We start from the raw sequence: 14,295 nt of genomic DNA on the forward strand, positions 1-14,295 counted from the left end.
CCTGCGGCCCATGGGATGAGGAAGGACGCGGATGAACCTGCTGAGCCAGATCTTCGCCGGCGGGACCGCCCTGGCCCTGCTCGCCGTCGGGCCCCTGGAGATTTTCTTCCACGGTGACCGCCGCTTCTACCGGATCTTCCTGATCAAACCTGAGGATGTTCCGGCCGTACGCATGTGGGCGATGAACGTTGGCGCCTACAACATCACGTTTGGCCTGGGCATCGCCGCGGGCCTGTGGATGGTGAACACCGGGAACGCCGCCGGCGGGACAGCGATCGTGCTCTTCTGCTGCGCGAGCCACGTTTTCCTGGGCTTCTGGCTGTGGGTCACCGAAAAGCGCCTGCTGACCAGTGCCATTGGACAGGCACTGTTTCCCGGCCTGTCAGTGCTCTTCTACGTTTTCTTCCGGTAAAGACCCGCAAAAGCAGCTTTGGCTCCGGGGCCCAGGCAAGGGGAAAGCCCCTCCTAGGAGGGGCTTTCAACGTAGTGGTCATTTGTCTTCTGGTAACGGTCAGCGGTGATGCACTCCCCCTTCCCGGACGCCCCTCAGCGCCCATCCGGATATGACAAGAACTGACTGTAATAACCCGGGCCTCCTACGTAAAGTGCTTCGGCAAAAGAAATTCGCTGGAGATTATCCGCGCAGGTGGAGGACGCTGCAGAGGACAGGCAGCGGGCAAGCAGGCACCCTACGTCCCCCGCCCGGCGGACACCAGTTCACACTCCGGCGCGTCCGCAGGAGCTGGACGGACGACGGCGGGCTCCAGCCTTGCGTTGGCCCAGCGGCGGAGCGGCCGCTCCACCAGGCGGAAGGACGCGCAGGCCAGCAGCACGGTGAGGACGGCCGCCAGCGCGATGCGGAGAGTCAACGCCGGGATCAAGGGCATCAGCAGCAGGTAGACGGGGATGTGCCAGAGGTACATGGCGTAGGAGAGGTCCCGGCCGGGGCCGGCAAGCCAGGGGTGGCTGAGGAACCGTGCCATGAAGCCGGCCGGCTGCAGGACCAACGATCCGATCAGAACTGCCGCCAGCACGGACAGCACAGTGGGTCCGGCCGTCCAAAAAACGCTGAACCACGGGCCGGGGGTGTCCGGTTCCTTCAGCAGGAACACCGCAGCCACCAGGATGCCGGCCACGAGCGGGGCGCCCCACCGCGCTGCCGCCTGCAGGGAACAGTGGAGTCCTGAGCCACGGCGGACGCAGGTGAACAGCAGGGCCAGCGCGCAGCCGATCAGCAGCTCATCGGCCCTGGTGTCCGGCCCGTTGTAGAGTCGGCCCAGCGGCGCGCCGAGTGCAACCAGCACGAACCGTTCCAGCAGGAAGGCGCCGGCCAGCCCGGCCGTCACCCAAGTGACGGTGCGCAGCTTCCAGAACCGGAGCATCAGCAGGAACAGTGGCGGCCACACCAGGTAGAACTGCTCCTCCACTGCGAGGGTCCAGGTGGGGCCGAGGGTCTCCCCGGTGATGGAGTTGCCGAACACGCCAAAGTGGGCCAAGTTCATGACGTACCCGGCGGCCGGCAGGACGAAGCCTTCCTGGCCGCCCCACCCGGACGCGGGAAAGAGCAGCCCCACCGCGAGGATCACAGCGCACAGCGCCAGCAGCGCGGGCCACAGCCTGGCCAGCCGCTTGGCGTAGAAGACACCAAGGCGCAGCCTTCCGGTGGCGAGGCGTTCCTTCAGGATCAGCAGGGTGATCACAAAACCGCTCAGCGTGAAGAAGACGTCCACACCGATGAACCCGCCGGGGATGAGTTCCGTTGCCGTATGGAAGAAAAAGACGCCCGCCACGGCGATGGTGCGGAGCCCGTCCAGGGCATGCTGGCGCCCTGATATCAGCCCCGTTTCAGGGGCTCCCGCGCGTTCGTTGACTGATGAAATTCCGCTGCTTGACCTAAAAACCACTCAGCAAGCATATATAACGTTCCGGTAACTGCGCTGGGTGAAGGCTGGGCGGAACCTCCACGGCGAGGCGTACGACGGCGGCGCGCGGCCGTCGTCGTACGCCTTCCTCCCAGGACGCTACGCTGCGCCCGGAGCTTCCGTGACGGCCGAGGGACCACTGTGGGAGGGATCAAAAGTGCTGGAGCCACCCAGCGCCCCCTGTCCCGCTAATGACCCGCTGCACGCGTCACAACGTCCCACAAACTGATGCGGGCAATCGAAATCCTGCCCATCCGGGGCCGGCAGTACGACGTGCATCAGCTCGACTATCGCATCAGGGCGTAAGCGGTGACCAGCGCGGCAATCATCAGGACGACGACGCCCAAAACAGCGAGAGGCTGGCCGTTTCCCTTGGCAGGACCAGGCCCTCTGCGGCGCCCGTGCCTGCGCTCAATTACATTTGCCATGCGCCGAGTCTATGCAGCCCCGGGCGCCGGCACCCGCGCATCGCGTACCTGTCTTTGAAAGGCCAACTACTTGAATAAAGGGGTACGACGGCGGCACGCGCCGCCGTCGCGACAAACACCGTAGTGGCAGGCAGCAGTGGCCATTGTGCGGCACATGGGCAGGCGTTACGATGCTGGCGGGGAGAGGTCCGGGTCTCGCATGACGAGCGCTGAAGGATTCTCCAATGACCGACTTCTTCACCATGCAGCCCGGCGAGACCGCTGCTCCCCTTCCGCCGGGGCCCGTGCTGTGCACCGGGTCCGCGTCCATGCGGCGCATCCATCGCTTTTTCCTGTGGGCGTACGACGAGGCGCCCGGCCTGGTGCGCTCCGTCAGTGCCGGCGACACCGGCCGCGCCGCCTACGTGGGGGAAGTACTGGGCAACTTCGACAAGGTCCTCCACGTGCACCACGAGGGCGAGGACCTGCTCATGTACCCGCAGCTGGAGCAGCGGGCCCCGGCCTGCGCGCTGCACGTGGGGCAGATGCTGGAGCAGCACCGGCAGGTTACCCAGCGGCTGGAGCACATCGAGCCCAACCGCCTGCGCTGGATGGAGACCGCGGACCTCGAAGCCGGCTCGGACCTCGCCGCACGCTATGAGGACTTATCGCGAGTCCTGAATGTGCACCTGCGGCGCGAGGTCACGGAGGTGATGCCCGTGGCGGACAGGGTGATGACCGAGGAGGAGAACAAGAACATCGGGCAGCACGGGATCAAGCAGTTCGACAAGAAGTTCATGGTCGCCTACCTCGGGATGGTGCTGGCCACCAACCCTCCCGCGGACCGGAGGGAACTGTTCAACGAGATCCCGGCACCCGTCCGCCTGGCCTACAAACTCGTGGGGCGCGGCATGTACCGGAGACAGTACGCCACACTTTTTCCGGGACGCCCGATTCCCGAGACTCTCTAAACAGCCCCGGTGGTCTGGCGTGTGGAAGCACGTACGACGGCGGCACGCGCCGTCGTCGTTCGGGTGGCTCTTGCCGTTGTCATCGCCTTGGGGGCGATCGCTGCTTCCCAGGTGGACGTCAAGGACCCGCCCGCCGCCACTGCGCAGATAGGTGCTGACCGGTTCCAGGCCGCGGACCAGTACCTGCAGGAACAGATGGAGCAGCTGGGCCTGCCGGGGGTTCAGCTGGCGGTGGTGGAGGGTGACCAGCTGGTCCACCTTGCCGCGTTCGGCGTGGCTGACGCCTCCGGCCGCGCAATGACCCCGCAGACGCCGGTGCTGCTCGCCTCAACGAGCAAAGCGCTGACCGCCGTCGCCGTGATGCAGCAGGTGGACGCCGGCCTGCTGGACCTGAACACGCCGGTGAAGAGCTACCTTCCGTGGTTCCGCACCGCGGACGAGACAAAGTCTGCACAAATTACCGTGGCCCACCTGCTGAACCACACGGCGGGTTTTTCGGAACGGGACGGCCGCGCCTACCAGGCCGCGGATGACCGCAGCCCCCAGTCCCTGGAGCGGGGTGTCAGGGACCTGTCGGACGCGGTCCTCGTTGATGACCCGGGCAAAAACTTCACCTACTCAAACCTCAACTACGACATCCTGGGCTTGCTGGTGCAGTCGGTGACGGGTGAAAGTTTCGCCCAGTACATGAAGCTCTACGTTTTTACGCCCCTGCAGATGGCTGATAGCCACGCCTCTGCCGACTACGCAGCGGCCAACGGGGCAGCCCACGGTTACTACCAGTGGTTCAGCGCCGTTTGGCATCCGGCTGACATGCCGGTCCCCTCAATGGGCGCGCCCTCGTCCACCATGTACTCCTCGGCCGAGGATCTGAGCCGCCTGCTGATCGCAGAACTTTCCGGCGGACGGTACGCCGGCAGGGCGATCGTCTCCCCCGAATCCGCCGCAGCGCTCCTGAAACCGACGGTCACGGTGGACAGCTTCAGCTCGTACGCGATGGCATGGTTCGGCCGGCCGTTGTGGGAGGCCCTGGACCCGGTGGCGCCCAGGGAGCAGTGGTACGGCCTGCCCCTTGTGCTGGAACACACCGGTTCGTGGTCCAATACGCAGTCGTTCCTGGCCATGGTTCCCGGCGAGCGCCTGGGCGTCGTGTTGCTGGTGAACGGCGCCAGCCAGTCCACTGCTTCCCTGGCCCGCGCCATGGACAGCAACATTTTGCGGATCCTTCACGGCAAGGCTCCCGTACCGGCGGAAATCCGGGAGGAGCCGCTTCAGCAATACGGCTGGGCGGTGGCACTGCTGGCCCTCCTCGCGGAGCTCGTGTCGCTGGGTTTCGTGGGCCGCGCGATGTACAGGTGGGGACGGAGCGGGCGGCCGGTTCCGGGACGCCGGATCGCAGCCGTCGGGGTTCTGCCCCTGTTGCTGGACGCAGCCATCCTGTGGCTGGGACTGGTCTACATCCCGAACCATTTCGACGCCGACCTGCCGGTCATCGTGCGCACGGTCCCGGACGCCGGGCTGTTCATTGTGCCCGCCCTGGTGTTGGCGGCCGCGTGGGCTATCGTGCGGACTGCCTTGGCGGCCTGGCTGTGGTTCCGTTCGCGGGCAGCAGCGCCAGGACCGTCCCCCACAGGACCATTGCCACACCCCACATCGGGGTTTCCATAGCGCCTGCCCGGTCGGGGTAGGCGAGCATGGCCACTCCTATATAGACGGCGGACAGGCTGATGCTCACCCTCAGAAGCGGGCGGCCCTGGCCCCACCAGGCCATGATCAGGGCAGCGACCATGATGGTGATGCCGGCGGCGCCCTGGACCGGCCAGTGCTCGATCCCCCAGGTGTCGTGTCCTGCATTCGGTTCGAGCCTGGACATTTGAAGGGCGTGCACCGAGTACGGCAGCCACAGCGGCACTCCAACTGCCCCCATCAGGAGGTGCAGCCAACCTGGCAGCAGGGAACGGCTGGGCGACTCGATCTCCTTCCGCGCAGAATAGAGGAGTCCGATGGCCGGGACGGCGACAATCAGCGCCAACGGCAGCGGGCGGCTGTCAGCACCGAAAATGGTGCACAGTACGAGCGCCATGCCCGCCACGGCCAAGAGGAATGTTCCGGGCCAGGGGTCACGCGGGTTCAGGGCGATGCTGGCGTAAGACCCTGCCACGATGAACGTCATCAGGCTCCCCCAACTGGCTTCCAGCGAGACGGCCCAGACGTAGCGCTGGTCCACCCAGCCGGGGAGGGTCATGAGATCGGTGATGCCGAAGAGCCCGACGGCGGACACGGCCACCATAAGCCAGGCCACCACGCGGACGAACTGCAGCCGGTCGGGCAGGGACTGCTTCTGATCCAAGGCTTGGGCGTCATCCATAGTTCATTCTCCGGGTGTGCCGGTGGTTGAGCCTGGGAGTCGGTGGTCGAGCCTGTCGAAACTACGCTCGCGCTTGGCAAGTGGAATTGGATGGGAGCTATCAGAAGCGAGAAAAATGACGCTTCTCCGCGAAATAAGTCGAAAGCCTCAAGAATTCATCAAGAGGAATGCAAGGCCAGTATGACCGATTGGTAATTTGTGGCTCCGTAGTTTTCAAGAAGGTGCACGGCCCATGACAGCGCGTTCAGTGGTTAACGCTTTTGGTAACCGAGATTCTACTCACGGCGGCTGCGGCCGGCACGTCATCCGACTGAGTAACTGCACCAGGAGTATCCCGTCAGCACGCGGTTTCTGCCGCGGCGACTGGCCCCCTGATCCCGCCTGCCGACACAAGAATTGACAAGGTGAGCCTCCGGCAGCCCTCGTCCAGGCCCGGAAAGGCCGCGGACGCGGCGAGAGGAAGTTTAGCCGACGGCTCGTTAGGGGCTGAAGAGCAACTCCAAGTAGCCCCGTATTTTGAAAACAAGTACTCACTTTTCTGTGAATGTCCACTAGCGGCAACCTAGGCTGAGTTCACCGTCGAGCAAACGGCGGTAAAACTAAAAGACCCGTAGCGGCAATGGCCACGACCGCTAGTTCGGGCAGATGGCAATTCGCGGTTTACGCCACGACAGGGGCTAACGCCCTTTAAACCCTGCCCCTACATGGCGGGCGGTACTTCAAACCTGACACAACTGATCTCGGGGTGGTGCATTGGAGCACCTAATGTCGACCTCAGCGCCAGTGCGGCATGCGTGTCTGGAGAGAAGCAGCGAATAGTCACCAGGAGCCACCATGATTTTCGGTATGAAGCAGCCGCCATCCCGCGGCTTCAAGGTTTTCGCACGTCATGGCCCGTGCGTGCGTGATTTGCCCTTTACCTTTCGCCGGCGCCGGAGTGGAGGGAGAACCACTATTTGGCGCAATCGAGTCCAGCGGCGCTCTGCCAAAGCCCGGCACGGAGGCGCGTTATGGGACTGACCAATGGCCTCAGCCAGAGCCCCCCGGCGCTTTATGTCGGGCGCGCCCGGCCGCCTGCTCAAATGATCCCGCTCCTTCTCGCCCAAAACGAAGAGGTCAGGACCGCACGGATTATCCACGGCAAAACAAGTGCGCAAAGCTCATGAGTGTAGACAATACTTACCAGCGCCGGCACCCAGTGGGGGGAGCCGGAAGTTATCCGGACTCACGCGAACTTCTTATGGTCCCAAGGAACGGATCAAGCCCTGCGGGTGCAAGCACGGAGCGTGGCAATGACGGCGAGTTCAAGCTCAGCCTCTTCCGCTGTTGGCAGTTGTGGCGGGACGAGACCGAAGTTCGAGTCGCCTGGCGGCAACAGCGGTTGATAGCTGCACTCGCCATCCATGGCACACGTCCCCGTCGTTACTACAGCGGACTCTTGTGGCCCGAGCGCCCTGAAGCTCGTGCCATGGAAAGCCTTCGTACTTCCGTCCATTTGATTTCCAGCCAAGTGCCGGGGCTGTTAGTAAATGAAGGCCAGATACTGTCATTGTCCGACCGCGTCACTGTCGACCTGCACGAGCTAGTCAGGAGGGCAAAAGAGACTGGAACACCCGGCGCTGCACTATCTGACGAAGCTTGCTTGGAATGGTTGAACTGCGGAGATCTGCTTCCAGGCTGGTACGACGATTGGGTCTTTCAGGAGCAACAGCGTTTACGGAAAGTTCGGCTGCGCGCCTTCCTTATGCTGGCCCACCGCTGGCTGGAAGAGGGGGAAATTCACAGGGCCGTTGAGGCTGCGGAGAGCGCGCTCGAACTTGAGCCGCTGCATGAAAGCGCAGTCGCGTTGCTAATCAGCGCTGAGCTGAAGGCTGGGAATCGGGCGCGAGCCCTGCGCACATTTGAAGCTTTCAGAACCAATCTGCAGATTGAGTTAGGAATAAAACCAACGGAACACCTTGCAAACCTTGCTGCGGATATTCACGCGAACGAAAGCTAACATCCCCGAGCCCCAATATCGCCCAGGTTGCAGAGCCCGCTGCCACTGTAAAACAAAGCCTGATCGCCGAGACTGCCTCCACGGAACAGGGTGGATCGAAAGCCGATTGGATCACTCCCTTGGTCAGCTATCTTTTCACCCAGTCCGAGAAGACGTGCTGGCGCATCAACAGCGGCACTGCCTCCGCCTTCACCTTCTATACATTCACGCTGGCCCGCGACGAATACCGGGCCACCCAACTCCGTAAGCTGCGGGGCTCGCCGAAGCCGGGCACTTCCGGCAAGTGGACATCAAGCTCGTTGAGCTGGGACGGGAATATCCGGACGAGCGCAAGGAGCCGCAGCGGCCTTACCATCCACTTGAGCCGCCACTTTGGAGGGCAAGGTGGCGGCGGCCAGTACTCCGGCAGCCAGGAGCAGGACGGCGGCGACGGTGAGTGCACTGCCGTAGCCGACCACAAGCTGACCGGCCTCCGACAGTTCCGCATGGTCCGGGCTTCCGGTGACCGTGGCGGTGATACCGGCCAGAACGGCCAAACCGAGCGCCACGCCGATCTGTTGGGCGGAGTTCAGCAGGGCTGACGCAATCCCTGCTTCCTTCGATTCGGTGTGGTAGACCGCGGCCTGGGTCAGGGCAATGACGCCGAGTCCGAACCCAAGGGCAAGGACAAACATTGCCGGTGCCAGATTCAGCCAGTAGCTCGTGTCGATGCCGATGAAGGAGAACCAGAACGCGGCCACGGCGCTGAGCAGCGCGCCCGCCGCGGCGATAAAGCGTGGAGCGGCCCGGTTGAGCAATTTGGGCGCCGATCCTGCACCCACCACGAGTCCTGCTGAGAAGGGCAGCCACCCAGCACCGGTCTGCAGGGGGCTGTACTGCTGAACCTGCTGGAGGTAGAGGGTGATGACGTAAAAGGTGCCCATGGGGCCGATGGCGAGCAGCAGCATGGACGCGTAGGCCCCGGCGCGGCTGCGGTCCCGGAACAAGCTCAGTGGGAACCACCGGCGTGCGGCTGCGGGCCTGGGTGGTGATGAAGACCGCGAGCAGGACCAGTGCGGCGCCGATGAGCCCAAGCCCTATCGGGTCGGTGAAGCCATCTTCGCCAAAGCGGGTGATGGCATACACCAGGGCCACCATGCCGCCGGTTCCCAGCACCGCGCCCCTCACATCGAGGCTGCCGGGGTGGCGGTCAGCTTCGACGAGGTTCCGGCTGCCAAGGAGGACCAGGATCCCGATAGGGACGTTGATGAAGAAGACCCACCGCCAGCCGAGTGTGCCGGTTAACACGCCGCCGAGGAGCAGGCCGACCACGATTCCGAGGCCGGACATCGCACCGTACAGCGACAGTGCCGTGTCACGGGTCTTGCGCTCCGAGAACGTGGTGGTGATCAGTGCCAACGCGTTCGGGGCAACCAGCGCCGCTCCTAGCCCCTGGAGGGCGCGCGCAGCGATAAGCATTTCACTGTTGACCCCGATTCCGCCGGCCAGCGATGCGAGCACGAAGATGGCGAGGCCTGCCTGCAAAGCGCGACGACGTCCGTAAAGGTCGCCGATCCGCCCGCCGAGGAGCAACAGGGACCCGAACGCGAGAATGTAGGCGTTCACAATCCAGGGCAGATGCAGCGGCTCCACTCCGAGTTCCTGCTGGATGCTGGGCAAAGCAATGTTCACGATGGAGTCGTCCAGCACCAGCATCAGCTGCGAGGTCGCAATCACCAGCAGCGGTATCAAACCGCGCCGCTGTCCTTCTTTTGTCACAACATGTCCTTCAAAGTTGGCGGGCCGCGAGGGACCCGAAGTTCACAAGCGTCTGCTCACGCATCCGAAATGAGCGTTGTTGCAGGGGAAGCGCGAAGTACGGCCGGCTCAGTTGCCGGTAAAGGTGTATCCCGCAGAGACGACGGCGTCACGGACAGCGACGGCGTCCGCTTGGCCGCGGACAACCAGACGGGAACGGCCACCGGGAACGAGCTCGACGGAGGCGGATTCCACACCCGCCAGCGCCGAGACCGCCTTCTCGACAGTCTGCACACAGTGCCCGCAGGCCAGTCCCTCAACAGTGAGCTCAACGTCGCCGGTGCCAGTGCGGGAGGTGAAAGGTGCGGATGAGCAGCAGCTGCATTCGCCGGCCGCCGAGGCGAGGGGCAGTTCGGTGCGGTTTTCAGATTCAAACACGTCAGTTTCCATTCCTTGACGAAGCATCAATGAGTGCTGGGATTGACGGCTGTAAGGGCGGGCGCAGGGCGCCGGCCGGGACATACCACGTCACTGACAACAAGCTCGATTATACCCCCCGGGGGTATCTTGAGACAATCGCGTCACTTGGAGGCCGCCTCATGATCTGCGCAGCGGCAATGTAGTTTTTTCGGCATTGGCGATCCGGGAATCGTCCCGTCCGCCGTGCAGAACGAGGAGGCTGGACACGCAAGATTACGTCCTCAATTGAAATGCGACTAAGACATTGACAATCATGCGCGCGCCATGATTTCCGTGCGCGAGGGGCTCAGTCAGGTGATTTAGCCATCATTTAGAGCGTGAGAAAGAATCTCGGTCTAACCGCTGATATCCGGATGGATATAACCGCAAGCACGGCCTTTACGGTCCAAATTTCCGAGTCAAAGTTAAAAGGAAAAATATGCCGATGCATCGGTGAACCCTGAGTAATCGTGCGGAAACACAAGAGGCGGCGATCGGTATCTACGCCGGATTGAGGCAAGTAATCCGCTTCGTGAAAAACAGGTACTCGACCTTATGTAGAAGCTGGTTGAAGGCGATCTACGCTGACTTTACGTCGAGCCAACGGCAATAAAGCTAATAGCCCAAATCGGTATCGGTTACCACCTGCCGCACCATTCGAATCAATTTTTCGCTCGTCCACACGGGGATTCCAGGGCTGATCCCTGGATCTTGTTCCCTGTATGGCAGCACCGAACCCCAACCTAACTCCGCTGAGAGTGCACAACGCTCATGACCTCGGCGCCATTGCAGCCTGCCTGCATGGAGTCAAAACTGCGAAAACTCACCGGGAGCTACCATGATTTTCGGCATGAAGCAGCTGCCTCAACGCAGCTTCAAGGATCTGCACTGGCGACAGTTGCCCTTCACCTTCAGTAAGCGCTTGGCGGCAGAGAACAAGGCCAGCTGGCGCAACCGACCTCTGTCTCTCTACCAAGCGGCGAGCCTCCGCCTGGGCCGTATGACCCGGTTCGCGGCAGTGGGAGCGCTGGGGACCGTTGTAAATCTGCTCGTCATGGCACTGCTCGTCCACGACGGAGTCGCAATCGGCTACGTTGCCGCCGCAGTCATTGCCGCTGAAATTTCCATCCTTCATAACTTCCTGCTTCAAGAGCGGTTCGTGTTTCGCGACCTGCGAGACGGCACCCAGTCATGGCAGGGCCGCCTGACTCAGCACCTGCTGTTCAACAACGTGGAGGCGCTTATCCGTCTGCCGTTTCTGATCCTCCTTGTCGAAACGATGCACGTCCTGGCAGTACTTGCCCAAGCGGTAACACTGGCCATCGCGTTCATCGCCCGATTCCTCTTCGCGAGCCGCGTGGTCTATCGTCCCAAGCTGGTGAAGCAGGACGCACGCCACCGTGCAGCCGGCGACCGAGTAGAAGAGGTCTCCGCATGAGCGCGCTGATCTTCTTCCTGCTGCTCGGCACGGTCCTGCTCTTCACAGTCTGCGTAGGAACACTGTGGTGGATGCTCCATGCCTGGCGGACTCCTGAGAACTACGAGTCAACCAACTTCGCCACCGACAGCGTGTCCAGTCAACGCTCCTTCTCGATCATCGTGCCTTGCCGGGACGAACCGTATGAGGTCATGACCGCGACCGTTCAGCGGCTCCTCGACCAGACACACAGGGAAGTCGAGATCGTCATCTCCGTGGGGGACGACGACGTGGACACGGTCGACCGTGCTCGGATGCTCGCCGCCTTGCACCCTCAGAACATCAAGGTTTCGGTCAACAGCGACCCCGTCAAAAACAAGCCACGTCAGCTCAACTCCGCGCTCCAGCTCTGCACCGGGGACATTGTCGGGATCATAGACGCTGAATCCCTGACCGCTCCCGGACTGCTCGACCACATCGACGGAACATTCCAGCTCACCGGTGCGGACGTCGTTCAGGGAGCGGTTCACCTCATCAATTACCGGAGTCGCTGGTTCACGTTGCGCAACTGCCTGGAGTACCGCATCTGGTTCCGATCACGCCTGCACGGCCACGCGGTTTCCGGGTTCATCCCGCTCGGGGGCAACACGGTCTTCGTGTGGCGTCACCTTCTGGAAGAGGTAGGCGGCTGGGATGACAATTGCCTCGCAGAAGACTGCGAAATCGGCGTGCGGCTTTCAGCACTGGGCAAGCACGTCGTGTGTGTTTATGATCCGGCGCTCACAACGCTGGAAGAGGCGCCGACCACGGTGAAGGCGTTTATCAAGCAGCGGACCCGGTGGAGCCTCGGTTTTATGCAGGTGCTGGCGAAGGGAGAGTGGAAGAAGCTTCCCTCGTGGCAGCGTCGCCTGAGCGGCTGGTGGACACTGGTCCAGCAGTACGCGATGGCACTAGCGGGGGTCCTCCTGCCCATAGCGTTCCTCACTGCCATCGCGTTCTCGCTTCCTACCGGCATCGTGTTGACCACCTACGTACCGCTCATTCCACTGATGCTGACTGTGATCTTCGAGGTCCTGGTGTTGCGGGAGTTCGGGCGTGACATGAACTTCAAGATCGGACTGCGCGACTATATCCTCCTGGTCGTCTCGACTCCGTTTTACCAAGGCATGCTTCTATACGCCGCCGTTGCCGCCGTGGTTAGGTTCCGCCGCAGGAACTTTATTTGGGACAAGACTCCCCACACCGGTACGCATCTCAATGTCTTCGCCACCAGCATCATTAATCCTCCGGCTGAGGGGGCCAAGGCATGACCGCAATCCAGGACACGACTCCCATCGTCCCCAGGGCGGTGGCACCTCCTTCTAAGACAAAGCAGGCTGATCCGCATCGCTGGAGCTACCGGCTGCTCAGAGCAATACCGCTGATTCTGGTCCTAACACTCGTTGCAGTCCTCTACGGAGTCAATCTTCACGGATACCCGGAGTTCAGCAACGACGATGAGGGCACGTACTTCGCACAGGCCTGGGCAGTAGCCAATCAAGGAGTCATGGCGCACTACACGTACTGGTACGACCATCCCCCGCTCGGATGGATCCAGCTGGCCGTACTGCTTACGCCGCTGCAGTGGTTCTGGAGCGGCGACGACATCCCAGTTCAAACTGCAGGGCGCGGAGTGATGGCCCTGATCGCGGTCATCTCCGCTGCGCTGATGTACAAAATTGCCCGTAACGTGGGGCTGCCCAAGTACGTTGCACTCGTGGCTCCGCTGGTCTGGGCGCTGTCTCCCATGACGATTAATCTGGGGCGGCAGATTTTCCTGGACAACATCGCCCTTGTCTGGCTGCTCGCCTGCTTCGCACTGGTCACGGGTAAGCCCAAGCTCCAGTACCACATTGCGGCTGGAGCTGCCTTCGGCGTTGCCGTCCTCAGTAAGGAGACCGCGGCGGTGGCTCTGCCCGCGGCCCTGGTAGCCCTGTGGGTATCCTCATGGGCCCGGACTCGTGCTTTCTCCTTCGTTGGGTTCCTGGGAACCGGGGCGTTAGTGATCAGCGGCTGGGTGCTGTTCGCAATTATCAAGAATGAACTGGTCCCGGGACCCGGGCACGTCTCGCTCTGGGAAACCATAGTTTGGCAGCTCCACGGCCGAGGCAGTGCGGGTTTTATGTTCACGGATGGCTCGGGTGCGAACAACATACTGAAGGGGTGGCTGGGGCTCGATCCGTACCTCGTCACCGCGGGGATGCTGCTGAGCTTCGTGGGGCTGTTTTTCCGACAGTCGCGCGGCATCGCGCTCGTTCCAGTGGTCTACCTCGTGGTAGCGCTGCGCGGCGGCTACATCCCCGGAATGTACATCATCACCCCGCTGCCGTTCTTCGCGTTGATCATCGTTTACCTCGCCTGGAAGCTCTGGCACACTGCAAGCTTTCGATCTCGAGGGGCGGTCAAGTGGACGGGTCGTGCGGTCGTGGCGGGCCTGGTCGCGTCCTCTGTGTTCGCTGTGGCTCCGTCCTGGGCCGCGAAATCGTTCCGCGCAGTGACCGAGAACCAGAACGTGCCGTACCAGGAGGCGCTGGCTTATATCGACTCCAATCTTCCTCGGGACACGACGATTCTTACTGACGACAACGCATGGAACGAGCTGGTGGACATGGGGTGGAGCTCGGACGGCTGGTCCGGTCCGCTCTGGCATTTCAAGCTGGACCGGGACCCGTTGGAGCAGGCGGAACATTTGCCCGGCGGGTGGAAAGACGTTGACTACATTTTCACGGGCCGTGCCATGGAGGTGTTCGTGGGAGGAGAAATCCTAGGGATAGAAAACGCTCCGCAAGCGCATGCCGCTCTCTCACACAGCGAGTTAGTCAAGGCGTGGGGCCCTGTTGGCCAGCAGATCCGCTTGCTGAAGGTCAACCCGGACATGGACCCGGTCGACCCGGAGTGGATGCGTCTGAACCCGGAAGAGGCTCCCACCGCTGCCATCACTCCTTGACCATACTGGGACCCGACAGGCTGGCTGGC

12 protein-coding genes and 1 pseudogene are annotated in these 14,295 nt (G+C 62.5%); 7 read left to right on the plus strand and 6 right to left on the minus strand.

Going from position 1 to position 14,295, the window contains the following annotated elements:
• Positions 1-31: 31 nt before the first annotated feature.
• A complete protein-coding gene (locus DXK94_RS20890; RefSeq protein WP_115526406.1) occupies positions 32-412 on the plus strand; it encodes a DUF1304 family protein in 381 nt (126 codons plus the stop codon).
• A gap of 277 nt (positions 413-689) precedes the next feature.
• Here the strand turns inward: DXK94_RS20890 and DXK94_RS20895 are convergent, their stop codons facing one another.
• Positions 690-1,904, minus strand: coding sequence for an acyltransferase (locus DXK94_RS20895; RefSeq protein ID WP_258868653.1), 1,215 nt, complete (start codon positions 1,902-1,904; stop codon positions 690-692).
• Between the two features lie 305 nt (positions 1,905-2,209).
• Positions 2,210-2,350, minus strand: a complete 141-nt coding sequence (locus tag DXK94_RS21505) for a hypothetical protein (protein WP_176156809.1) — start codon at positions 2,348-2,350, stop codon at positions 2,210-2,212.
• Between the two features lie 224 nt (positions 2,351-2,574).
• Between DXK94_RS21505 and DXK94_RS20900 the strand changes: the two genes are divergently transcribed.
• Both DXK94_RS20900 and DXK94_RS20905 read left to right on the plus strand, forming a co-directional pair.
• Positions 2,575-3,300: a hemerythrin domain-containing protein gene (locus DXK94_RS20900; RefSeq protein WP_115526407.1), complete on the plus strand. Its 726-nt coding sequence runs from the start codon at positions 2,575-2,577 to the stop codon at positions 3,298-3,300.
• Between the two features lie 9 nt (positions 3,301-3,309).
• Positions 3,310-4,968, plus strand: coding sequence for a serine hydrolase (locus DXK94_RS20905; protein ID WP_147294414.1), 1,659 nt, complete (start codon positions 3,310-3,312; stop codon positions 4,966-4,968).
• On the opposite strand, the gene DXK94_RS21295 is transcribed toward DXK94_RS20905, so the two are convergent.
• On the minus strand, positions 4,859-5,668 hold the full coding sequence (locus DXK94_RS21295) for a hypothetical protein (protein ID WP_147294415.1): 810 nt from the start codon (positions 5,666-5,668) through the stop codon (positions 4,859-4,861). The two genes, DXK94_RS20905 and DXK94_RS21295, sit on opposite strands and share 110 nt — an antisense overlap.
• 1,468 nt (positions 5,669-7,136) lie before the next feature.
• Here DXK94_RS21295 and DXK94_RS21510 point away from each other — a divergent pair.
• Entirely contained in the window at positions 7,137-7,667 is a 531-nt protein-coding gene (locus DXK94_RS21510; RefSeq protein ID WP_181884899.1) for a bacterial transcriptional activator domain-containing protein, read from the plus strand.
• A gap of 290 nt (positions 7,668-7,957) precedes the next feature.
• Here the strand turns inward: DXK94_RS21510 and DXK94_RS21795 are convergent, their stop codons facing one another.
• From DXK94_RS21795 to DXK94_RS20920, 3 genes and pseudogenes are all read right to left on the minus strand, one after another.
• Positions 7,958-8,653: an MFS transporter gene (locus tag DXK94_RS21795; protein WP_258868654.1), complete on the minus strand. Its 696-nt coding sequence runs from the start codon at positions 8,651-8,653 to the stop codon at positions 7,958-7,960.
• Between the two features lie 283 nt (positions 8,654-8,936).
• A pseudogene (locus DXK94_RS21800) lies at positions 8,937-9,362 on the minus strand (MFS transporter); the annotation flags it as partial.
• Between the two features lie 171 nt (positions 9,363-9,533).
• Positions 9,534-9,842: a heavy-metal-associated domain-containing protein gene (locus DXK94_RS20920; RefSeq protein ID WP_258868655.1), complete on the minus strand. Its 309-nt coding sequence runs from the start codon at positions 9,840-9,842 to the stop codon at positions 9,534-9,536.
• An 859-nt stretch (positions 9,843-10,701) separates the two neighbouring features.
• Here DXK94_RS20920 and DXK94_RS20925 point away from each other — a divergent pair.
• Genes DXK94_RS20925 through DXK94_RS20935 form a run of 3 tightly spaced genes read left to right on the plus strand, consistent with a single transcriptional unit; the run spans position 10,702 to position 14,266 of the window.
• On the plus strand, positions 10,702-11,301 hold the full coding sequence (locus DXK94_RS20925; RefSeq protein WP_115526411.1) for a GtrA family protein: 600 nt from the start codon (positions 10,702-10,704) through the stop codon (positions 11,299-11,301).
• Complete coding sequence (locus DXK94_RS20930; protein ID WP_115526412.1) at positions 11,298-12,590, plus strand: glycosyltransferase; 1,293 nt, start codon at positions 11,298-11,300, stop codon at positions 12,588-12,590. Before DXK94_RS20925 ends, DXK94_RS20930 begins: the two co-directional genes overlap by 4 nt.
• Entirely contained in the window at positions 12,587-14,266 is a 1,680-nt protein-coding gene (locus tag DXK94_RS20935) for a glycosyltransferase family 39 protein (RefSeq protein ID WP_115526413.1), read from the plus strand. The genes DXK94_RS20930 and DXK94_RS20935 overlap by 4 nt, the downstream gene beginning before the upstream one ends.
• Positions 14,267-14,295: the final 29 nt, after the last annotated feature.

Origin of the sequence: Arthrobacter sp. RT-1, from assembly GCF_003367205.1 — a bacterium.
GTDB lineage: Bacteria > Actinomycetota > Actinomycetes > Actinomycetales > Micrococcaceae > Arthrobacter.

Coding starts and splice junctions, on each gene's coding strand:
- DXK94_RS21295 (WP_147294415.1), bottom strand. CDS start 5,668: ATGGATGACGCCCAAGCCTTGGATCAGAAGCAGTCCCTGCCCGACCGG.
- DXK94_RS20900 (WP_115526407.1), top strand. CDS start 2,575: ATGACCGACTTCTTCACCATGCAGCCCGGCGAGACCGCTGCTCCCCTT.
- DXK94_RS20925 (WP_115526411.1), top strand. CDS start 10,702: ATGATTTTCGGCATGAAGCAGCTGCCTCAACGCAGCTTCAAGGATCTG.
- DXK94_RS21510 (WP_181884899.1), top strand. CDS start 7,137: ATGGAAAGCCTTCGTACTTCCGTCCATTTGATTTCCAGCCAAGTGCCG.
- DXK94_RS20890 (WP_115526406.1), top strand. CDS start 32: ATGAACCTGCTGAGCCAGATCTTCGCCGGCGGGACCGCCCTGGCCCTG.
- DXK94_RS21505 (WP_176156809.1), bottom strand. CDS start 2,350: ATGGCAAATGTAATTGAGCGCAGGCACGGGCGCCGCAGAGGGCCTGGT.
- DXK94_RS20930 (WP_115526412.1), top strand. CDS start 11,298: ATGAGCGCGCTGATCTTCTTCCTGCTGCTCGGCACGGTCCTGCTCTTC.
- DXK94_RS20935 (WP_115526413.1), top strand. CDS start 12,587: ATGACCGCAATCCAGGACACGACTCCCATCGTCCCCAGGGCGGTGGCA.